Origin of the sequence: Streptomyces sp. BI87 (assembly GCF_025957665.1) — a bacterium.
Lineage (GTDB): Bacteria > Actinomycetota > Actinomycetes > Streptomycetales > Streptomycetaceae > Streptomyces > Streptomyces albidoflavus.
On record NZ_CP110079.1, the window covers coordinates 6525306 to 6548649 of the forward strand.

Genomic DNA, 23344 nt, shown 5'->3' on the forward strand with positions numbered 1-23344 from the left:
CGGAGCCATCATGACCACGCCCAGCGAAAAAGTTGTCGAAGCTCTCCGGGCCTCGCTCAAGGAGACCGAACGCCTGCGCCGGCAGAACCGCGACCTCGCGGCCGCCGCCTCGGAGCCTGTCGCCGTCGTCGCGATGAGCTGCCGTTACCCCGGGGGAGTCACCTCCCCCGAGGACCTGTGGCACCTCGTCGCCTCCGGCACCGACGCCGTCGGCGGCTTCCCCACCGACCGGGGCTGGGACCTGGACGCGCTGCGGGACGCCGGGGTCGACGCCCGTGGCCATTCCGTCAGCCAGCAGGGCGGCTTCCTCGACGGGGTCGCCGACTTCGACGCCTCCTTCTTCGGCGTCTCCCCGCGCGAAGCCGTCTCCATGGACCCCCAGCAGCGGCTGCTGCTGGAGACCTCCTGGGAGGCCGTCGAGCGGGCGGGCATCGACCCGCGCAGCCTGCGCGGCAGCCGCACCGGCGTCTTCGTCGGCACCAACGGCCAGGACTACGCGTACCTCCTGGTGCGCTCCCTCGCCGACGCGACCGGCGACATCGGCACCGGCATCGCCGCCAGCGCCACCTCCGGCCGCCTCTCCTACACCCTGGGCCTGGAGGGCCCGGCGGTCACCGTCGACACCGCCTGCTCCTCCTCCCTCGTCGCCCTCCACGCCGCCGCCCACGCCCTGCGCGCGGGGGAGTGCGGCCTCGCCCTCGCCGGCGGCGTCAACGTCATGTCCGCCCCCGGCTCGCTGATGGAGTTCAGCCGCGCCGGCGGCCTGGCCGGTGACGGCCGCTGCAAGGCGTTCGCCGACGAGGCCGACGGCACCGGCTGGTCGGAGGGGGTCGGTGTCCTCCTCCTGGAGCGGCTCTCCGACGCCCGCCGCAACGGTCACCCGGTCCTCGCCGTGCTGCGCGGCTCGGCCGTCAACCAGGACGGCGCCTCCAACGGCTTCACCGCCCCCAACGGCCCCTCCCAGCAGCGCGTCATCCAGCAGGCGCTGGCCGCCGCCGGACTCACCGCCGCCGACGTCGACGCGGTCGAGGGCCACGGGACGGGAACGCCCCTCGGCGACCCCATCGAGGCGCAGGCCCTGCTCGCCACCTACGGCCAGGGCCGCCCCGAGGACCGGCCGTTGCTGCTCGGCTCCGTCAAGTCGAACATCGGCCACGCGCAGGCCGCCGCGGGAGTCGCCGGGGTCATCAAGATGATCATGGCGATGCGGCACGGCGTCGTCCCGCGCTCCCTCCACGCCGACCACCCCTCGCGCCACGTCGACTGGGACTCCGGGGCCGTCCGGCTGCTCTCCGAGGACGTCGAATGGCCCGAGACCGGCCGCCCTCGCCGCGCCGGCGTCTCCTCCTTCGGCATCAGCGGCACCAACGCCCACGTCGTCATCGAGCAGGCCGGACCCGCCGCCGAACCGGAGTCCCCGGCAGAGCCCGAGACCGTCCCGACCGTCGTGCCGTGGCCCGTCCACGCCCGCTCCGAGGCGTCCCTGGACGCGCAGATCGAGGCCGTCACCGCTCTCACCGAGGCCACGCCCCTGGACATCGGCCACTCCCTGGCCACCGGGCGCTCCCTCTTCGAGCACCGCGCCGTCCTGCTCTCCGGCCTCGACGGCGTCCCCGCCGAGGTGGCCCGCGGCCGCGCCACCGAACGCTCCCTCGCCGTCCTGTTCTCCGGCCAGGGCGCCCAGCGCGCCGAGATGGGCCGCGAACTGTACGCCCGCTTCCCGGTCTTCGCGAAGGCACTGGACGAGATCACCGCCCTGTTCGATCCGCGACTGGACCGTCCGCTGCGGGAGGTGATGTTCGCCCGGCGCCGCACCCCCGAGGCGGCCCTCCTGGACACCACCGGCTACACCCAGCCCGCGCTCTTCGCCGTCGAGGTCGCCCTGCACCGCCTCGTCGAGTCCTGGGGCGTGGTCCCGGACTTCGTGGCCGGCCACTCCATCGGCGAGATCGCCGCCGCCCACGTCGCCGGTGTGCTCTCGCTGGAGGACGCCTGCACGCTGGTCGCCGCCCGCGCTCGCCTCATGCAGGAACTGCCCGCGGGCGGCGCCATGGTCGCCGTCCAGGCCACCGAGGCCGAGGCCGCCCCGCGCCTGACCGAGGGCGTCGCCCTGGCCGCCGTCAACGGCCCCGACTCCGTCACCCTGGCGGGCGACGAGGCCCAGGTCCTCGCGCTGGCCGCCGAGTTCGCCGCCGAGGGCCGCAAGACGCAGCGCCTGGCAGTCAGCCACGCCTTCCACTCGCCGCTGATGGAGCCGATGCTCGCGGAGTTCCGCCGCGTCGCCGAGAGCCTCACCTACCACGAGCCGGTCCTGCCGGTCGTCTCCAACGTCACCGGCGCCTTCGCCGACGACCGCCTGCTGTGCGACCCCGAGTACTGGGTGGACCACGTCCGCTCCACGGTCCGCTTCGCCGACGGCGTCCGCGCCCTGGCCGGCGCCGGCGCCGACACCTTCGTCGAACTGGGCCCCGACGGCATCCTCACCGCCCTCGCCCAGCAGTGCCTGGACGGGCCCGACGTCGTCGCCGTCCCCGTCCTGCGCAAGGACCGCGCCGAGGAGCGCGCCCTGCTCACCGCGCTGGCCCGGCTCCACGTCGCCGGTGTCGACGTCGACTGGGCCGCCTGCTTCGAGGGCACCGGCGCCCGCCGCACCGAGCTGCCCACCTACCGCTGGCAGCACGAGCGCTACTGGCCCGTGCTGATGGCCGCCGCCGGAGACGTCAGCGCCGCGGGCCTGGTCTCCGCCGAACACCCGCTGCTCGGCGCCGCCGTGTCGCTGGCAGGCAGCGACGGGGTCCTCTTCACCGGACGCCTCTCCGTGCAGACCCACCCGTGGCTGCTGGACCACACGGTCGGCGGGATGGTGGCCTTCCCCGGCACCGGCTTCCTCGAACTCGCCGTCCGCGCCGGTGACCAGGTCGGCTGCGACCGCGTCGAGGACCTCACCCTCGCCAAGCCCCTCATCCTCACCGAGAACTCCGCGGCCGTCGTCCAGGTCCACGTCGGCGCGGCCGACGCCGACGGCGCCCGCCGCGTCACCGTCTACTCCCAGGCCGTCGACGACCCCGAGCAGCGCTGGACCGAGCACGCCTCCGGGCTGCTGACCCGTGGCGAGCGCGTCACCGGCTTCGACTCCGCCGTCTGGCCGCCCCGCGGCGCCGTCGCCGCCGACCTCGAGGGCTTCTACGCGCGCACCGAGTACGGCCCGGTCTTCCAGGGCCTGCGCGCCGTCTGGACCCGCGACGACGAGGCCTTCGTCGAGGTCGCGCTGCCGCCCCAGGTGGACGACGCCGAGTACTACGGGATGCATCCGGCGCTGCTCGACGCGGCCGTCCAGTCCGTCGGCTTCGCCGGCCTCGGCGACGGCAAAAAGCTCGTACCGTTCTCCTGGTCCGGCGTTTCGCTGCACGCGGGCGGCGCCTCCGTGGTGCGAGTGCGGGTCGCCCGGGTCGGCGAGGACACCGTGTCCATCGCCGCCGTGGACGTCGAAGGCGCCCCGGTGCTCTCCGCCGACTCCCTCATCCTGCGCGCCCCTTCGGCGCTTCGGGCCCCCACCCTGCACAGCAGTGAGCAGGACGGGCTCCTGCGCCTGGAGTGGGTGGCCGCGCCCGAGGGCGGCGCCGCCCCCGCGCGCGCCGTCACCCTCGGTGCCGACCGGGCCTGGCCCGGCCCGGTGGCCTCCCTCGCCGACGCCGCCGCCGTCACGCCCGCCCCCGACCTGGTCCTGGCCCCGTTGGAGGGCGTCGAGGACGACACCCCCACGGCCGTCCACGCGGCCACCACGCGCGCCCTGGCACTGATCCAGGAGTGGCTGGATCCGGCCACCTCCGCCGCCGGACGTCTCGTGTTCGTCACCCGGGGCGCCGTCGCCACCGGGTCCGACACCGGCGTGAGCGATCTCGCCGCCGCCGCGGTGCACGGACTCGTCCGCAGCGCCGAGGCCGAGAACCCCGGCCGCTTCGCCCTCCTCGACCTCGACGCGGGCACCGCCGCGCCCTCCGACGAACTCCTGGCGCAGCTACCTCCCCTGCTGGCGGCCGGCGACACGCAGTTCGCCGTACGCGACGAGGCCGTCCTGGTGGCCCGGCTGGCCCGGCTGGCCACCGGCGCGAGCCTGCTGCCGGTCCCGGGGCTGCCATGGCGCCTGGACACCACCGTCCCCGGCAGCATCGACGGCCTCTCCCTCGTCCCCGCACCCGAGGCACTGGACGAGCCGGAGGGCCGCGCCGTCCGGGTCGAGGTGCGGGCCGCGGGCCTGAACTTCCGTGACGTGCTGAACGCGCTCGGCATGTACCCCGGCGAGGCCGGACTGCTCGGCTCGGAGGCGGTCGGCCTCGTCACGGCAGTGGGCCCGGACGCCACCGGGATCGCCGTCGGCGACCGCGTGACCGGCATGATCCCCGGCGGCCTCGCCGACACCGTCCTCGTCGACGAGCGGTACGTGACCCGCGTGCCAGAGGAGTGGAGCGACGAGGACGCTGCCTCGGTGCCGCTGGTCTTCCTCACCGCCCTGTACGCCTTCCGTGACCTGGCCTCGGTCCAGGCGGGGGAGCGGGTGCTGATCCACGCCGGTGCGGGTGGTGTGGGGATGGCGGCGATCCAGCTCGCGCGGCACATGGGCGCCGAGGTGTTCGCGACGGCGAGTGAGCCCAAGTGGGAGACGTTGCGGGGGCTGGGGCTGGACGACGCTCATATCGCGTCCTCGCGTGATCTGGGCTTCGAGGAGAAGTTCCGTGAGGTGACCGGTGGCGCTGGGATGGATGTGGTCCTGAACGCGCTGGCGGGGGAGTTCGTGGACGCGTCGTTGCGGGTCACGGCTCCCGGTGGCCGGTTCCTGGAGATGGGCAAGACCGACATCCGCGACCCACAGACCACGGGGGAGGTCCGCTACCGGGCCTTCGACCTCGGCGAAGCAGCCCCCGAGCGTATCGGCGAGATGCTGAGCGAACTCCTGGGCCTGTTCGCGGAGGGGGCGTTGCGCCCGTTGCCGGTGCGTACGTGGGATGTGCGGCGGGCGCGTGAGGCGTTCCGCTTCATGAGTCGGGCGAAGCATGTGGGCAAGATCGTGTTGACGATGCCGCCGCGCTGGGACCCCGAGGGCACCGTGCTGGTCACTGGTGGGACGGGTGGTCTGGGGCGTGAGGTGGCGCGTCATCTGGTGTCGGCGCGTGGGGTGCGGCGTCTGTTGCTGGTGTCGCGGCGTGGTCCGGCGGCGGAGGGTGTGGACGCCTTCCGTGAGGAGTTGGCCGGGCTGGGTGCCCAGGTGGACGTGGTGGCCTGTGATGTGGCGGACCGTGGTGCGGTGGCGGGGCTGTTGGGTTCGGTGCCGGTGGGGCATCCGTTGACGGCTGTGGTGCATACGGCGGGTGTGCTGGACGACGGTGTGGTGACGGGGTTGTCGCCGGAGCGGTTGTCGGGGGTGTTGCGTCCGAAGGTGGACGCTGCGTGGCATCTGCACGAGTTGACGCGGGACATGGGTCTGGCGGCGTTCGTGATGTTCTCGTCGGTGTCGGGTGTGATGGGCAGTGCGGGGCAGGCAAACTATGCCGCTGCCAACGTGTTCATGGACGCGCTGGCGCAGTACCGCCGGGCCGAGGGGCTGGCCGGGCTCTCCCTGGCCTGGGGTGCCTGGGAACAGACCAGCGGCATGACCGGCACCCTCACCGAGGCCGACATGCAGCGCGTCACCGCCTCGGGGGCCGCCCCGCTCACCGTCGAGCAGGGGCTCGCCCTCCTCGACGCCGCCACCGGCTCCGACGAGCCCCTGGTCGTGCCGATCGGCGCCCCGTCGGGCGACCAACGCGTCCTCGGCCTGGTCCCGCCGCTGCTGCGCAACCTCGTTCGCGGCACGCGTCGCGCCGCCGCCACGGCCGCCGGCGGCGCGAGCACCGCGGCCGACCTCGCCCGCCGCCTCCTGGCGCTTCCCGCCGAGGACCGGGTCCGCCACGCCGTCGAACTGGTCCGTACCGAGGCCGCCACCGTACTGGGCCACGCCTCGGGGCGGGCCGTGGAACCCGGGCGCGAGTTCCGCGAGCTGGGCTTCGACTCCCTCACCGCCGTCGAACTGCGCAACCGCCTGACCACCGTCACCGGCCTGCGCCTCACCGCCACCCTCGTCTTCGACTACCCCACCCCCCAAGGCCTCGCCGAACACCTGGTCGCCGAACTCCTCGACGAACAGGGCGAGGCCGGCATGCCGACGGTGGCCGCCGATGTCGCCGACGACCCGGTCGTCATCGTCGGCATGGCCTGCCGGATGCCCGGCGGCATCGAGACTCCCGAGGACCTGTGGCGGATGCTCGCCGACGGCGAGGACCGCATCACCGGCTTCCCCACCGACCGCGGCTGGGACCTGGACGCCCTCTTCGGCGGCGGTGGCGACAACCGCGGCGTCAGCGCCACGCGGCGCGGCGGCTTCCTGCACGACGTGGGCGGTTTCGACGCGGGGTTCTTCGGGATCTCCCCGCGTGAGGCGATGGCGATGGACCCGCAGCAGCGCCTGCTGCTGGAGACCTCCTGGGAGGCCCTGGAGCGGTCCGGCATCGACCCGACCGGCCTGCGCTCCAGCGCCACCGGCATCTTCGTCGGCACCACCGGCCAGGACTACGCCAACCTCGTCATGACCTCCCGCGAGGACGTCGAGGGGCACGCCAGTACGGGCCTGGCCACCAGTGTCATCTCCGGTCGCGTCTCCTACGCGCTCGGACTGGAAGGCCCCGCCCTCACCGTCGACACCGCCTGCTCCTCCTCCCTCGTCGCGCTCCATCTCGCCGCCCAGTCCCTGCGGAGCGGGGAGAGCTCTCTCGCCCTCGCGGGCGGGGTGACCGTGCTGTCGACGCCCATGAACTTCTTCGGGTTCACCCGTCAGGGCGGCCTCGCCGGGGACGGCCTGTGCAAGGCGTTCGCCGACGCCGCCGACGGGACCGGCTGGTCCGAGGGCGTGGGCATGCTCGTCCTGGAGCGCCTGTCCGACGCCCGCCGCAACGGTCACGACATCCTCGCCGTCGTGCGCGGCTCGGCCGTCAACCAGGACGGCGCCTCCAACGGGCTGACCGCGCCCAACGGACCCTCGCAGCAGCGGGTCATCCGTCAGGCGCTGGCGACGGCCGGGCTCACCGCCGACGAGGTCGACGCGGTGGAGGCGCACGGGACGGGCACCCCGCTGGGTGACCCGATCGAGGCGCAGGCGCTGCTGGCGACGTACGGGCAGGACCGGCCCGCGGACCGGCCGCTGCTGCTCGGCTCCATCAAGTCGAACATCGGCCACACCCAGGCCGCCGCCGGCGTCGCGGGTGTGATCAAGATGGTGCTCGCCATGCGCCACGGCGCCCTGCCGCGGTCCCTCCACATCGACCAGCCCTCCACCCACGTCGACTGGGAGGCCGGAGCGGTCCGGCTCCTCACCGAGACGACCGGCTGGCCCGAGACCGGGCGCCCCTGGCGCGCCGGAGTCTCCTCCTTCGGCCTCAGCGGCACCAACGCCCACGTGATCCTCGAACAGCCGGAGCCGGAGACCGCCGACACGGAGTCCCCCGAGCCCCTGACGGAGCCCGAAGCCGTCGCGCGGGTCGTCCCGTGGCCCGTCTCCGCCCGTACCGGGGAAGCACTGTCCGGCCAGCTCGCCCGGATCACCGCAGTCGACGCCGCACCCCTGGACATCGGGCACTCCCTGGCCACCGGCCGCGCCTCCTTCGACCACCGGGTGGTCCTGCTGGCGGGCGCCGACGGCGAGGACGAGCCGGTGGAGGTGGCGCGGGGCCGTGCCCTGGAGCGCAGGCTCGCGGTGCTGTTCTCCGGCCAGGGCTCGCAGCGCGCCGGAATGGGGCGTGAACTGTACGGCCGTTTCCCGGTGTTCGCGAAGGCGCTGGACGAAGTCCTGGCCCTGCTCGACCCGAGGCTGGACCGTCCGCTGCGCGAGGTGCTCTTCGCGGAGGAAGGCTCCGACGAAGCCGCCCTCCTGGACACCACCGGCTACACCCAGCCCGCGCTCTTCGCCGTGGAGGTCGCCCTCTACCGCCTGGTCGAGTCCTTCGGGGTCGTCCCCGAGTTCGTCGCGGGCCACTCCGTCGGGGAGATCGTCGCCGCCCACGTCGCGGGCGTCCTCTCCCTGGAGGACGCGTGCACGCTGGTCGCCGCCCGCGCCCGCCTGATGCAGGAACTGCCCGCCGGCGGCGCCATGGTGGCCGTCCAGGCGACCGAGACCGAGACCGCCGGGCGGCTGACCGAGGGCCTGTCCCTGGCCGCGGTCAACGGCCCGGAGTCCGTGGTGATCGCCGGTCCGGACCACGAGATCGACGCCCTGGCGTCGGAGTTCACCGCCGAAGGACGCAAGGTCCAGCGCCTGGCGGTCAGCCATGCCTTCCACTCGGTGCTCATGGAGCCGATGCTCGACGCCTTCCACGATGTCGCCAAGGGCCTGGGGTACGGCGAACCGCGCATCCCCGTCGTCTCCGACGTGACCGGCACCCTCGCCGAGCCCGGGCAGCTCAGCACGCCCGCGTACTGGGTCGAGCACGTCCGCTCCACCGTCCGCTTCGCCGACGCCGTCCACGCCCTCGACCAGGCCGGCGCCAACGCCTATCTGGAGATCGGCCCCGGCGGCGTCCTCACCGCCCTCGCCCAGCAGACCCTCGACGCCGCCGGCACCGCGAGCGACAGCGTGACCGCGCCGGCGCTGCGCAAGGACCGGGCCGAGGAGCCCGCCCTGCTCACCGCGCTCGCCACGCTCCACGTCACCGGCGTCCCCGTCGACTGGGCCGCCTGCTTCGAGGGCACCGGCGCCCGCCGCGTCGACCTGCCCACCTACGCCTTCCAGCACGAGCGGTACTGGCCGCGCCCCTCCGCACACGGCGGGGACGTCACCGGCGCCGGTCTGAGTCCGGCCGCGCACCCGCTGCTGGGCGCCGCCACCGGCCTCGCCGCCTCCGAAGGCGTCCTCTTCACCGGACGCCTCTCCCTCACCACGCACCCCTGGCTCGCCGACCACACCGTCGGCGGCGGCATGGTGCTCTTCCCCGCCACCGGCTTCCTGGAACTGGCCGTACGCGCCGCCGACGAGGTCGGCTGCGACCGCGTCGAGGAGTTCACCCTCGCCACCCCGCTGCTGCTGCCCGCGGACACCGCCGTGGTCGTCCAGGTCTGGGCCGGCGCCCCCGACGAGAGCGGCGCCCGCACGGTCAGCCTGTACTCCCGGTCCGCCGACACCCCGGACGCCCTCTGGACCCAGCACGCGAGCGGCGTCCTGACCACCGGTGCCGTCACCCTCCCCGCCGATGCCGAGACCTGGCCCCCCAAGGGCGCGGTCGCCGTCGGCCTGGAGGACTTCTACGACCGCACCGAGTACGGCCCGGTCTTCCGCACCATCCGCGCCGTCTGGAAGCGCGGCGACGAGGCGTTCGTCGAGGCGGCCCTGCCCCCGCAGGCCGACGACGCCGAGTACTACGGGATGCACCCCGCGCTGCTCGACGCCGCCGTCCAGTCCGTCGGCTTCGCCGGGCTCGACGACGAGCACCAGCTGCTCCCGTTCCTGTGGGCCGGAGTCTCCCTGCACGCCGGCGGCGCCTCCGTGGTCCGCTTCCGCGTCGCCCGGACCGGCGAGGACTCCGTCTCCATCGCCGCCGTGGACGTCGAGGGCGCCCCGGTGCTCTCCGCCGAGTCGCTGGTGCTGCGCGTCCCCGCCGGGGACCACGCCCCGGCCGCGCGCCGCACCGAACTCGACTCGCTGCTCCGCCTGGAGTGGACCGCCGCCCCCGAGACCGGCGACGCCCCCGCCGCCCGTCACACGACCGTCGGTGCCCTCGGCACCGACGGGGCCGCTGCCACCCTCGCCCCGCTGACCGGCGAGGAGGACCTCGTCCTGGTCGAGGTCCCCGCGCCGGCCGGGGGCGCCGACGTGCCCGCCGCCACCCACGAGCGCGCCGCGCAGGCCCTCGCCTTGGCGCAGGAGTGGCTGGCCGACGAACGGTTCGCCGACGCCCGCCTCGTCTTCGTCACCCGGGGCGCGGTCTCCACCCGCCCCGGCGAGCGGGTCGACGACCTCCCCGCCGCCGCCGTCTGGGGCCTCGTCCGCGCCGCCCAGTCGGAGAACCCCACCCGGTTCGCCCTCCTCGACCTGGACCGCGCCACCCCCGTCGAGACCGCTCTGCCGCAACTCCTCGGCCCGCTTTCGGGCGGCGACGCCCAGTTCGTCGTCCGCGAGGGCGCCGTCCTGGTCGGCCGCCTCGACCGGGCCGTGACCGCCCCGTCCCTCCTGCCGCCCACCGACGGCCCCTGGCGCCTGGACTCCCGCTCGCGCGGCAGCCTGGACGCGCTCACCCTGCGCCCCTGCCCCGAGGAGCGGTCGGAGCCTCAGGAGCGCCAGGTCCGGGTCGAGGTACGAGCTGCGGGCCTGAACTTCCGTGACGTGCTGAACGCGCTCGGCATGTACCCCGGCGAGGCCGGGCTGCTCGGCGCGGAAGCGGCCGGGTTCGTCACCGCCATGGGCCCCGAGGTCACCGGGCTCTCCGTGGGCGACCGCGTCATGGGCATGGTCCCCGGCGGCCTCGCCACGGAGACCCTGATCGACGAGCGCTTCCTCACCCGCGTACCCGGGGAGTGGAGCGACGAGGACGCCGCCTCGGTGCCCCTGGTCTTCCTCACCGCCTACTACGCGCTCACCGAACTCGCCGGCCTGTCGGCGGGGGAGCGGGTGCTGATCCACGCCGGTGCGGGTGGTGTGGGGATGGCGGCGATCCAGCTCGCGCGGCACATAGGGGCCGAGGTGTTCGCGACGGCGAGTGAGCCCAAGTGGGAGACGTTGCGGGGGCTGGGGCTGGACGACGCTCATATCGCGTCCTCGCGTGATCTGGGCTTCGAGGAGAAGTTCCGTGAGGTGACCGGTGGCGCTGGGATGGATGTGGTCCTGAACGCGCTGGCGGGGGAGTTCGTGGACGCGTCGTTGCGGGTCACGGCTCCCGGTGGCCGGTTCCTGGAGATGGGCAAGACCGACATCCGCGACCCGCACGCGGTCGGTGACGTGCGGTACCGCGCTTTCGATCTGGGCGAGGCGGGGCCGGACCGGACCGGCGAGATGCTGAGCGAACTCCTGGGCCTGTTCGCGGAGGGGGCGTTGCGCCCGTTGCCGGTGCGTACGTGGGATGTGCGGCGGGCGCGTGAGGCGTTCCGTTTCATGAGTCGGGCGAAGCATGTGGGCAAGATCGTGTTGACGATGCCGCCGCGCTGGGACCCCGAGGGGACTGTCCTGGTCACTGGTGGGACGGGTGGTCTGGGGCGTGAGGTGGCGCGTCATCTGGTGTCGGTGCGTGGGGTGCGGCGTCTGTTGCTGGTGTCGCGGCGTGGTCCGGCGGCGGAGGGTGTGGACGCCTTCCGTGAGGAGCTGGCCGGGCTGGGTGCCCAGGTGGACGTGGTGGCCTGTGACGTGGCGGACCGTGGTGCGGTGGCGGGGCTGTTGGGTTCGGTGCCGGTGGGGCATCCGTTGACGGCTGTGGTGCATACGGCGGGTGTGCTGGACGACGGTGTGGTGACGGGGTTGTCGCCGGAGCGGTTGTCGGGGGTGTTGCGTCCGAAGGTGGACGCTGCGTGGCATCTGCACGAGTTGACGCGGGACATGGGTCTGGCGGCGTTCGTGATGTTCTCGTCGGTGTCGGGTGTGATGGGCAGTGCGGGGCAGGCAAACTATGCCGCTGCCAACGTGTTCATGGACGCGCTGGCGCAGTACCGCCGGGCCGAGGGGCTGGCCGGGCTCTCCCTGGCCTGGGGTGCCTGGGAACAGACCAGCGGCATGACCGGCACCCTCACGGACGCGGGCGCGCGGCGCATGTCGGCGTCGGCGGCCCCCGCCCTCACCGTCGAGCAGGGGCTCGCCCTCCTCGACGCCGCGGTCGTCTCCGACGAGCCGCACCTCGTGCCCCTCGGTGCCTCGGGCTCCACCCGGATGCCCGGGGAGGTGCCGCCGCTGCTGCGCAACCTGGTCCGCGGCACCCGGCGTGCCGCCGCGACCGCCGTCGGCGGCGCGGGTACCGCCGACGAGCTCACCCGGCGCCTCCTCGACCTGCGTGAGGACGAGCGGCTCCGCTTCGCCGTGAACCTGATCCGGGCCGAGGCCGCCTCGGTCCTCGGCCACTCCTCCGCCCAGGCCATCGACGCCGAACGCGACTTCCACGACCTGGGCTTCGACTCCCTCACCGCCGTCGAACTGCGCAACCGCCTCACCGGCGCCACCGGCCTGCGGCTGCCCGCCACCCTCGTCTTCGACCACCCGACGCCCGGCGTGCTGGCGGAGCACCTGATCGCCGCCCTGCTCGACGAGCAGCGCGCCACCGGCGCCACCGCCCCGACGCCCGTCGCCGCGGCCCTCGCCGAGGACCCCGTCGTCATCGTCGGCATGGCCTGCCGGATGCCCGGCGGCGTCAGCTCCCCCGAGGAGCTGTGGCAGCTCGTCCTCGACGGCCAGGAGGGCATCTCCGCCTTCCCGACCGACCGGGGCTGGGACCTCGACACCCTCCAGCGCGGCGGCGAGGGCGGCCACGGCCGCAGTGCCACCTCGGAAGGCGGATTCCTCTACGACGTCGCCGACTTCGACGCCGGCTTCTTCGGCATCTCCCCGCGCGAGGCGCTGGCGATGGACCCCCAGCAGCGCCTGCTCCTGGAGACCACCTGGGAGGCGTTCGAGCGGGCCGGCATCACCCCCGCCGAGGTACGCGGCAGCCGTACCGGTGTCTTCGTCGGCACCAGTGGCCAGGACTACACCACCCTGGTCATGAACTCCCGTCAGGACGCCGAGGGCCACGCCCCCACCGGCCTCGCCACCAGCGTCATCTCCGGCCGGCTGTCCTACACCTTCGGCCTGGAGGGCCCGGCGGTCACCATCGACACCGCCTGCTCCTCCTCGCTCGTCGCCCTCCACTGGGCCGCGCACGCGCTGCGCTCCGGCGAAGCCGACCTGGCGCTCGCCGGCGGCGTCACCGTCATGTCCACCGCCATGGGGTACGCCGGCTTCACCCGGCAGGGCGGCCTGGCCGCCGACGGCCGCTGCAAGGCGTTCGCGGACGCGGCGGACGGGACCGGCTGGTCCGAGGGCGTGGGCATGCTCGTCGTCGAGCGCCTGTCCGACGCCCGCCGCAACGGCCACCCGGTCCTCGCGGTACTGCGCGGCTCCGCCGTCAACCAGGACGGCGCCTCCAACGGGCTGACCGCGCCCAACGGACCCTCGCAGCAGCGGGTCATCCGTCAGGCCCTCGCGAGCGCCGGACTCTCGACCGACGAGGTCGACGCCGTGGAGGCGCACGGGACGGGCACCACCCTGGGTGACCCGATCGAGGCGCAGGCGCTGCTGGCGACGTACGGGCAGGACCGGCCCAGCGACCGGCCGCTGCTGCTCGGCTCCATCAAGTCGAACATCGGCCACACCCAGGCCGCCGCCGGCGTCGCGGGTGTGATCAAGACCGTCATGGCGATCCGGCACGGCGTCCTGCCCCGGTCGCTCCACATCGACCGGCCCTCCACGCACGTGGACTGGACCGAGGGCGACGTCCGCCTGCTGACCGAGACCACGGAGTGGCCCGAGACCGGCCGCCCCCGCCGCGCCGCCGTCTCCTCCTTCGGCATCAGCGGCACCAACGCGCACACCATCATCGAGCAGGCCCCGGAGATCGTGGAGGCCGCGCCGGCCACCCCGTCCGCCCCGGCTCCGGCGGCCGTCCCCTGGCCGGTCTCCGCGAAGTCCCCGGAGGCGCTCGACGCGCAGCTCGCCCGGATCACCACCGTCACCGGCGCCACCCCGCTCGACATCGGTCACTCCCTGGCCACCGGCCGCGCCTCCTTCGAGTACCGGGCGGTCCTGCTGGCGGGGACCGGTGCGGGGGACGAGCCGGTGGAGGTGGCACGGGGCCGGGCCGGCGAGCGCAGGCTCGCGGTGCTGTTCCCGGGCCAGGGCTCCCAGCGGGCCGGGATGGGCCGTGAACTGTACGACCGTTACCCGGTGTTCGCGAAGGCGCTCGACGAGATCACCGCCCTGCTCGACCCGGGGCTGGACCGTCCGCTGCGCGAGGTGCTGTTCGCGGAGGAAGGCTCCGAGACGGCGGCTCTCCTGGACACCACCGGCTACACCCAGCCCGCGCTCTTCGCCGTGGAGGTGGCCCTGCACCGCCTGCTGGAGTCGCAGGGCGTGTCGCCGGAGTACGTGGCCGGTCACTCCGTCGGCGAGATCGCCGCCGCGCACGTGGCGGGGGTCTTCTCGCTGGAGGACGCCTGCCGGCTGGTCGTCGCCCGCGCCCGCCTGATGCAGGAACTCCCCGCCGGCGGCGCCATGGTGGCCGTGCAGGCCACCGAGGCGGAGGCCGCCCCACGGCTGACCGAGGGACTCTCCCTGGCGGCGGTGAACGGCCCGGACTCCGTGGTCGTGTCCGGCCCGGAGAACGAAGTGACCGCGCTGGCAGCCGAGTTCGTGGCCGAGGAACGCAAGACCCAGCGCCTGCCGGTCAGTCACGCCTTCCACTCCGCGCTCACGGAGCCGATGCTCGACGCGTTCCGCGAGGTCGCCCGCTCCCTGGCGTACGCCGAACCGCGTATCCCCGTCGTCTCCGACGTCACCGGCGCCCTCGCGGAGCCCGGTCAGCTCACCGACCCCGAGTACTGGGTGCGGCACGTCCGCGAGACCGTCCGCTTCGCCGACGGCGTCCGCGCCCTCGCCGACGCCGGAGCCGACGCCTACCTGGAGGCCGGTCCCGGCGGCGTCCTCACCGCCCTCGCCCGGCAGACCCTCGGCACCGACTCCGCGGCCGTGACCGCGCCGGCACTGCGCAAGGACCGGGCCGAGGAGCCCGCCCTGCTCACCGCGCTCGCCACGCTCCACGTCACCGGCGTCCCCGTCGACTGGGCCGCCTGCTTCGAGGGCACCGGCGCCCGCCGCGTCGACCTGCCCACCTACCCCTTCCAGCGGGTCCGCCACTGGCCCGACACCCGGCGCCCCGGTACGGGCGGCGGCTCCTCCGACCCGCTCGACGGCGCCTTCTGGACCGCCGTCGAGGGCGAGGACCTGACCCGTCTCGCCAGCGACCTGGCCGTGGACACCGAGGCGCTCGGCGCGGTACTTCCGGCCCTCTCCACCTGGCGGCGCCGGCGCCGGGACCAGGCCATGGTCGACTCCAACCGCCACCACGAGACGTGGAAGCCGTTGTCGCTGCCGGCCGCTGCGCCCGCCCCGGCCGGAACCTGGCTGGCCGTCGTGCCCGCCGCGTACGGCGAGGACCCCTGGATCTCCGCCGTCCTCGACACCGTCGGCACCGACGTCGTCCGCCTCACCGTGGACACCGTCGAGCGCCACGCGCTCGCCGACCGCCTGCGCGCCCTCGCGGCCGACGGCGCCGCCCTCGCCGGTGTGGTCTCCCTGCTGGCCCTCGCCGACACGCCGGAGGCAGCCGTCTCCGGCGACCCGTCGGGAGTCCCCGGCGCCCCGACCGCCGTCCTGTTCCAGGCCCTGCTCGACGCCGAGGTCGACGCCCCCCTGTGGTGTCTGACCCGAGGAGCCGTCGCGGTGGCCGGTTCCGAGGCCGTCACCGCCCCCGCCCAGGCCGCCGTCTGGGGCCTGGGCCGGGTCGCCGCCCTCGAACACCCCGCCGTGTGGGGCGGGCTCGTCGACCTGCCCTCCGCGTGGGACGAACGCGCCGCCCGCCGCTTCGCCGCCGTCCTCGCCGGACACGACGGCGAGGACCAGGTGGCCGTCCGCTCCTCCGCCGCCTTCGCACGCCGGCTCGTCCCGGCACCGGCCGCGGAGCCCGGCGACGGCTGGCAGCCCCGCGGAACCGTCCTCGTCACCGGCGGTACCGGCGGACGCGGCGCCCACGTCGCGCGCTGGCTCGCCGGAGCCGGCGCCGCACACCTGGTGCTCCTCGGCCGCCGCGGTCCCGACGCCCCCGGCGCCGGCGCGCTCCGCGCCGAACTGGAGGCGGCCGGTGCCCGCGTCACCCTCGTCGCCTGCGACGCCGCCGACCGGGACGCCCTCGCGGCCGTCCTCGACGGCATTCCCGCCGACACCCCGCTCTCCGCCGTCGTGCACGCCGCCGGAGTCGTCGACGACGGAGTCCTCGACGACCTGACCCCGGAACGGTTCGCCGCTCTGCACCACGCGCGGACCGCGCCCGCCCTCCACCTGGACGAGCTGACCCGCGGCCTCGACCTCGACGTCTTCGCCCTCTGCTCCTCCGTCGCCGGCACCGTCGGCACGGCGGGCCGGGCCAACCTCGCCGCCGCCACCGCCGTACTCGACGCCCTCGCCCGGAGCCGCCGGGGCGAGGGGCTGCCCGCCACCTCGATGGCCTGGGGAGCCTGGATCGGGGACGCCGACGAGGCCGGAGGGGACGACGCCCCCGCCGTCCCGAGGGCGGGAGCCGGGCACCCGGCGGTCCACCCGGATCTGGCGCTGGCCGCACTGCGGCAGGCCGTGACCCGGCCCGAGGCCGCACCCGTCCTGTTCGACCCGCGCCAGCCGCAGGTCCTGGACAGCCTGATCGGCATGCGCGGCAACGCGCTCCTGCGCGACCTGCCCGAGGCCCGGCAGGCTCTCGCCGACGCCGAGACCACCCGCGACCGTGCCCGGACGGCAGCCTCCGGGCTCGCCGAGCGGCTGCGCGGCCTCCCCGCGGAGGAGCGCACCGACAGCGTCACGGAGCTGGTGCGCACCCACGCGGCAGCCGTCCTCGGCCACCCGGGACCGGAGTCCGTCGCCGCCGACCGTAACTTCCGCGACCTGGGCTTCGACTCGCTCACCGCCATCGAGCTGCCCAACCGGATCGCCCTCGCGACCGGCCTGCGCCTGCCCGCCACCACCGTCTACGACTACCCGACCGCCCAGGCACTCGCCGAACACCTCGTCGCCGAACTGCTGGGCGAGCAGGACACCCCCGCCTCCGGCCGGGCCACCCCGGCGGCACTGGCCGAGGACCCGGTCGTCATAGTCGGCATGGCCTGCCGCCTGCCCGGCGGGGTCCGCTCCCCGCAGGACCTGTGGGCCATGGTCAGCGAGGGCCGCGACGGCATCGAGGCATTCCCCGAGGACCGAGGCTGGGACCTCGCCACCCTGACGACAGGCGGCGCCGACGGCCGGGGCCGCAGCGCCACCCTGCGCGGCGGATTCCTCTCCGGAGCAGCCGACTTCGACGCGGGCTTCTTCGGTATCTCCCCGCGTGAGGCGCTGGCGATGGACCCGCAGCAGCGCCTGCTCCTGGAGACCACCTGGGAGGCGTTCGAACGGTCCGGCATCGACGCCGACACACTGCGCGGCAGCCGTACCGGTGTCTTCGTCGGCACCAACGGCCAGGACTACTCCACGCTCGTCATGAACTCCCGCGAGGACCTGGAGGGCCACGCCGGCACCGGCCTCGCCGCGAGCGTCGTCTCGGGCCGACTGGCCTACACGTTCGGCCTGGAAGGCCCGGCGGTCACCGTCGACACCGCCTGCTCCTCCTCACTGGTCGCCCTCCACTGGGCGATGCAGGCGCTGCGCGCGGGGGAGTGCGACCTCGCCGTGGCGGGCGGCATCACCATGATGAGCACCCCGTCCGCCTTCTCCGGCTTCACCCTCCAGAACGGCCTGGCCGTCGACGGCCGCTGCAAGGCGTACGCGGACGCGGCGGACGGCACCGGCTGGTCGGAGGGGGTCGGCCTGATCGTCGTCGAGCGGCTCTCCGACGCCCGCCGCAACGGTCACGAGGTACTGGCCGTCGTCCGCGGCTCGGCCATCAACCAGGACGGCGCCTCCAACGGCCTCACCGCGCCCAACGGCCCGTCCCAGCAGCGCGTCATCCGCCAGGCGCTGGCCGGCGGCGGACTGACCCCGTCCGACATCGACGCGGTCGAGGGCCACGGCACGGGCACCCCGCTGGGCGACCCGATCGAGGCGCAGGCGCTGCTGGCGACGTACGGGCAGGACCGGCCCGCGGACCGGCCGCTGCTGCTCGGCTCCATCAAGTCGAACATCGGCCACACCCAGGCCGCCGCCGGCGTCGCCGGCATCATCAAGACCGTCATGGCGATGCGCCACGGCGTCCTGCCGCGCACGCTCCACGTCGACCGGCCCTCGACCCACGTCGACTGGGAGGCCGGGGCGATACGGCTGCTCACGGAGGAGTCGGCCTGGCCCGACACCGGCCGGCCCTGGCGGGCGGGCATCTCGTCCTTCGGCATCAGCGGCACCAACGCGCACACCATCATCGAGCAGGCCCCGGCCCCGGAGCCCGCCGAACCCGGTGCGGCCGTCCTGCCGGGGCCCACGCCCACCGTGGTGCCGTGGCCGGTGTCGGCCAAGTCCGAGGAGGCCCTCGACGCGCAGATCGCGGCCGTCACCGCGCTCGACGGCGCGGCCCCGCTCGACGTCGGCCACTCCCTGGCCACCGGCCGCGCCCGCTTCGACCACCGCGCCGTGCTCCTCGCCCGCCCCGGCACGACGCCGTGGGAGGCCGCCCGAGGCCGGGCCGCGGTGCGCTCGCTCGCCCTGCTCTTCTCCGGCCAGGGATCGCAACGTGCCGGCACGGGCCGCGAACTGTACGACCGTTTCCCGGTCTTCGCCGAGGCGCTGGACGCCGTCCTCGCCCGGCTGGACACCGGCCTGACCCCCTCACTGCGGGAGGTGCTGTTCGCGGAGGAGGGCTCCGAGACGGCGGCTCTCCTGGACACGACCGGGTACACGCAGCCCGCGCTGTTCGCCGTCGAGGTCGCCCTGTACCGCCTCGTCGAGTCGTGGGGCGTGCGTCCCGGCCACGTCGCGGGCCACTCGGTCGGCGAGATCGCGGCGGCCCACGTGGCGGGAGTCTTCTCGCTGGAGGACGCGTGCACGCTGGTCGCCGCCCGCGCCCGTCTGATGCAGGAACTCCCCTCCGGCGGGGCGATGGTGGCCGTGCGGGCGACCGAGGCCGAGGTGGTGCCCCGGGTCACCGACGGCCTGTCCCTGGCGGCCGTGAACGGCCCCGACTCCGTGGTGATCGCCGGCGCCGAGGACGAAGCCCTCGCCCTCGCGGAGGCGTTCGCGGCCGAAGGCCGCAAGACCCAGCGCCTGCCGGTCAGCCACGCCTTCCACTCCCCGCTGATGGAGCCGATGCTCGACGCGTTCCGGCAGGTGGCGGAGAGCCTGGAGTACGCCGAGCCGCGTATCCCGGTGGTCTCCGACGTCACCGGCGCCCTCGCCGAACCCGGACAGCTCACCCGGGCCGCGTACTGGGTCGAGCACGTCCGTGCCACCGTCCGCTTCGCCGACGGCGTCCGCGCCCTCACCGGCGCCGGTGCCAACGCCTTCCTGGAGATCGGCCCCGGCGGCGTCCTCACCGCCCTGGCTCAGAGCGTCCTCGAAGCCGACGACCGGGACGAGGCGGTCGTCCTCCCGGCCCTGCGCAAGGACCGCGACGAGGAGACCGCGCTGCTCGGCGCGGTCGCCGGGCTCCACGTCAGCGGTGTCCGGGTGGACTGGTCCGCCTGGTTCACCGGCACCGGCGCCCGCCGCACCGAGCTGCCCACCTACGCCTTCCAGCGCGAGCGGTACTGGCCGCGCCCGGCCGCCCTCACCGGCGACATCAGCACGGCCGGCCTCATCTCCGCCGAACACCCCCTGCTCGGCGCGGCCGTCCCGCTCGCCGGCTCCGAGGGCGTCCTGTTCACCAGCCAGATCTCGATGCAGGTCCACCCCTGGCTGCTCGACCACCGCGTCGGCGGCACCGTCATCATGCCGGGCACCGGCTACCTGGAGATGGCCATCCGCGCCGCCGACCAGGTCGGCTGCGCCCGCGTCGAGGAACTCGTCCTCGCCGCGCCGATGGTCCTCGACGAGAAGCACCCGGTCTCCGTCCAGGTCGCCGTCGGCGCTCCCGACGACACCGGCTCCAGGTCGATCACCTTCTACTCGCGGCCCTCCGACGCCGTGGACGCGCCGTGGACGCGGCACGCCGACGGGTTCCTGGCCGTGGAGGAGCGCACCGACTCCTTCGAAGCACCCGTCTGGCCCCCGGCCGACGCGGTCTCCGTGGAGTTCGACGGCGACTACAGCCGTACCGGGTACGGGCCGTCCTTCCAGGGCCTGCGCCAGGTGTGGCTCCGCGGTGAGGAGGCCTTCGTGGAGGTCGCCCTCCCCGAGGAGGTCGCCGGGGACGCCCAGTACTTCGGCATGCACCCCGCGCTCCTTGACGCCGTCCAGCACGCCAACGGCTACCTCGGGGTCGGCAGCGAGGACAACCCGCTGCTGCCCTTCGCCTGGAACGGCGTCTCCCTGCACGCCAGGGGCGCCACCACGCTGCGGGTGCGGATCACCCGGCTCGGGGACGAGTCGGTCCGGCTGACCGCCGTCGACGCCGAGGGCGTCCCGGTGCTCTGCGCAGAGTCCCTGGTCCTGCGCGCCCCCACCGTGCCCAGCGCCCCGGTCGCCACCGGCGGCCAGGAGCCGGTCTTCCGCCTGGACTGGACGGCCGCACCCGCGGTCAAGCCCACCGAGGGCCTGACCGCGGCGACCCTCGGCGACGACGTGTTCGGCGTGGGCACCACCCTGGCCTCCCTCACCGACCTGACCGGCCCCGACGCCGACCCGTCCGCAGCACCCGACTTCGTCCTCGTCCCGCTCGCCGGGGCCTGTGACACGGCCGGCGCCGAGGACCCGTACGCCCACGGCGCCGACGTGCCCGCCGCCGTCCACACGCTGACCACGCGGACGCTCGACCTGCTCCAGCAGTGGCAGGCAGCCGACCGGCTCGCCCACTCCCGCCTGGTCTTCGTCACCACGGGAGCGGTCGCCGCCCACGACACCGAGACCGTCCGCGACCTCGCGGCCGGTGCCGCCTGGGGCCTGGTGCGCTCCGCCCAGTCCGAGAACCCGGACCGCTTCGTCCTGCTGGACCTCGACGGAGCGGACGCCCCGGACACCCTGCGCGCGCTCCTGCCCGACCTGCCGGGTCTGCTGGGCAGCGGCGACGCCCAGTTCGCCGTCCGCGAGGGCACCGCGCTGGTCGGCCGGCTCGAACGGCTCACCACGGCACCCGGCCTCCTCGCCCTCACCGGCACCCCGTGGCGCCTGGACACCACCGGCAAGGGCAGCCTGGACAACCTGGTCCTCGCCGCGTGCCCGGAGGTCCTCCAGCCACTCGGCGCCCACGAGGTCCGCATCGACGTCGAGGCGGCCGGTCTCAACTTCCGCGACGTGCTGAACGCGCTCGGCATGTACCCGGGCGAGTCGGGCCCCATGGGCACCGAGGCCGCCGGCGTGGTCACCGCCGTCGGCGAGGCCGTCACCGGCCTCGCCCCCGGCGACCGCGTCCTCGGCACCGTGCCCGGCGGATTCGGCCCCGTCGTCGTCGCCGACCAGCACTACGTCACCCAGGTCCCCGAAGGCTGGACCATGCAGGACGCGGCCTCGGTGCCGCTGGTCTTCCTCACCGCCCTGTACGCCTTCCGTGACCTGGCCTCGGTCCGGGCGGGGGAGCGGGTGCTGATCCACGCCGGTGCGGGCGGTGTCGGTATGGCGGCGATCCAGCTGGCACGGCACATGGGCGCCGAGGTCTTCGCCACGGCGAGTGAGCCCAAGTGGGAGACGCTGCGAGGGCTGGGCCTGGACGACGCTCACCTCGCGTCCTCCCGTGACCTGGGCTTCGAGGAGAAGTTCCGCGAGGTCACGGGCGGCGCTGGGATGGATGTGGTCCTGAACGCGCTGGCGGGCGAGTTCGTGGACGCGTCGTTGCGGATCACGGCTCCCGGTGGCCGGTTCCTGGAGATGGGCAAGACCGACATCCGCGACCCGCACTCCACGGGCGAGGTCCGCTACCAGGCCTTCGACCTCGGCGAGGCCGGACCGGAGCGGAACAAGGCCCTCCTCGGCGAACTCCTCGACCTCTTCGCCGAGGGCGCGCTGCGGCCGCTCCCGGTGCGCACCTGGGACGTCCGCCGGGCCCGCGAGGCGTTCCGCTTCATGAGCCAGGCCAAGCACACCGGCAAGATCGTGCTGACCATGCCGCCCCGCTGGAACCCCGAGGGCACCGTCCTCGTCACCGGCGGCACCGGCGCACTCGGCGGCCACCTCGCCCGCCGCTTCGCCCGGGCCGGCATGCGCCACCTGCTGCTGACCAGCCGACGCGGCGCCGACGCCCCCGGCGCCGCCGAACTCGCCGCCGAGCTGGAGGAACTGGGCGCCGAGGTCACCGTCGCCGCCTGCGACACCGCCGACCGCGAGGCGACGGCCGCGCTCCTCGACGCGGTCCCGGCCGCACACCCCCTCACCGCCGTCGTGCACACCGCGGGCATCCTCGACGACGGGGTGATCGCCTCCCTCACGCCCGAACGCCTCGCCTCCGTCCTGCGGCCCAAGGTGGACGCCGCCTGGCACCTGCACGAGCTGACCCGGGACCTCGACCTCGCCGCCTTCCTGCCCTTCTCCTCCGTCGCGGGCGTCATGGGCAGTCCCGGCCAGGGCAACTACGCCGCGGCCAACTCCTTCCTGGACGCCCTCACCCGGCACCGGCGCCACCTCGGCCTGGCCGGCACCTCGCTGGCCTGGGGCCCCTGGGCCCACGACGGCGGCATGACCAGCACCCTGTCCGACACGGACATGCGCCGTATGCAGTCCGGTGGCCTCCCGCCGCTCGCCGTCGACCAGGGCCTGGAACTGTTCGACATCGCCCGTGGCTCGGACGAGTCCTTCCTCGTCCTGGTCGGTCTCGCCGCGGGAGCGATGCGCGGCGCGGCGCCGGAGGACCTGCCCCCGCTGTTCCGCTCCATGGTCCGCAGCGGCCGCCGTACCGCCGCCTCCACGGACGCGGCCGGCGCCTCCGCCGCGCTCGGCGCCAAGCTCGCCGGGCTCGGTGGCGCCGAGCGCGTCCGGTACGTCACCGACCTGGTCCGCGAACAGGCCGCCCGGGTCCTCGGCCACGCCTCACCGAAGTCCGTCGACGTCAGCCAGGAGTTCCGCGAGCTGGGCGTCGACTCGCTGACGGCGCTGGAACTCCGTAACCACCTGGCGACCGCGACCGGGCTGCGGCTGCCCGCCACGCTGGTCTTCGACTACCCGACCCCCACCTCGCTCGCCGAACACTTCGTCGCCGAGCTGGCCGGTGACGACGCCGTCCCGCAGGGACCGTCGCTCCTCGCCGAACTCGACCGCTTCGAGACGCTGCTGTCGGCCGGGGACCCGGACGAGATCACCCGCGCGGGCCTCGCCCTGCGGCTGGGCCAGATGCTCGACCAGGTGCGCGGCAAGGCCCCCGAGCAGGCCGGTTCCTCCCTCGACGACAACTTCGAGTCGGCCAGCACCGACGAGGTGTTCGCCTTCATCGACAACGAGCTCGGCCGCCTGGGCGACCGCTGAGACGAGCTTGATCCACTA

General features: G+C 74.7%; 1 protein-coding gene. It reads left to right on the forward strand.

Features of this window, described 5'->3' with window-relative positions; all coding sequences use genetic code 11:
* The first annotated feature begins 10 nt into the window (after window positions 1-10).
* Window positions 11-23326 (forward strand): type I polyketide synthase, encoded by a 23316-nt coding sequence (locus OIM89_RS29215; RefSeq protein ID WP_264491742.1) that lies wholly within the window; start codon window positions 11-13, stop codon window positions 23324-23326.
* Window positions 23327-23344 lie beyond the last annotated feature (18 nt).

Coding starts and splice junctions, on each gene's coding strand:
- OIM89_RS29215 (WP_264491742.1), top strand. CDS start 11: ATGACCACGCCCAGCGAAAAAGTTGTCGAAGCTCTCCGGGCCTCGCTC.